Source organism: Mesorhizobium sp. M7A.F.Ca.MR.148.00.0.0, from assembly GCF_003997735.1.
In the GTDB taxonomy this organism is placed as follows: domain Bacteria; phylum Pseudomonadota; class Alphaproteobacteria; order Rhizobiales; family Rhizobiaceae; genus Mesorhizobium.
In genome coordinates this window covers 1-588 of sequence record NZ_RZTB01000364.1, presented here as the reverse complement: position 1 = coordinate 588, position 588 = coordinate 1, and the positions used below count along the sequence as shown (strand labels likewise).

1 protein-coding gene is annotated in these 588 nt (G+C 67.0%); it reads right to left on the bottom strand.

Going from position 1 to position 588, the window contains the following annotated elements; all coding sequences use genetic code 11:
• Positions 1-135: 135 nt before the first annotated feature.
• Positions 136-588 (bottom strand): hypothetical protein (locus EOB49_RS34520; protein WP_245472986.1); only part of this gene is annotated, 453 nt, incomplete at its 5' end.

Genomic DNA, 588 nt, shown 5'->3' with positions numbered 1-588 from the left:
TCGTGCAGTGCCAGGACCCGCAAGGCGCACACTTTGCCTTGATGGCGCCGGTCCGCTGACCGCGATAAGGCACCGCTGACACAAAGCGCCGGCTTCGGACCACCGATGAAGGCCTCCCCCCTGCCTGGCGCCGTCTCATTCCGGCGCCAGCACGGCGACCTTCAGCTCAGCTTTTTTCGCGCCGCTGAACTGGACGGTGGCCGGGCCGGGCGCAAGCTTGAAGCGCACGCTCTTGCGGATGCCAGGGCATGTTTTCACGCCACTATAGCCCGCCGACTTGATGGCCTGGCCATCCTGGATGACATCGATCCAGGCCTCGCCCGAGAGACTGATCTGGATGGCTCCCTCGGACGGTACCTCCACGCTGGCGACGGCACCAAACGTGTCTGATGCCGGGGCACGTTCGGGCGCTACCGCAAAACCGGCTTTCTCTACCGGCACCAGCTCCAGGTCCGCAGCCGCACCGACCGCCAGCGCCGTTCCGGACGGCGTTGCCGGTGCTGCGGCAAACAGGGTCTGCTCCCGCGTCACCGGCCACTTGAACGCCTCACAGCCGGCGTCCTCGGCCATGGCGAAGCTGGTGCCTGC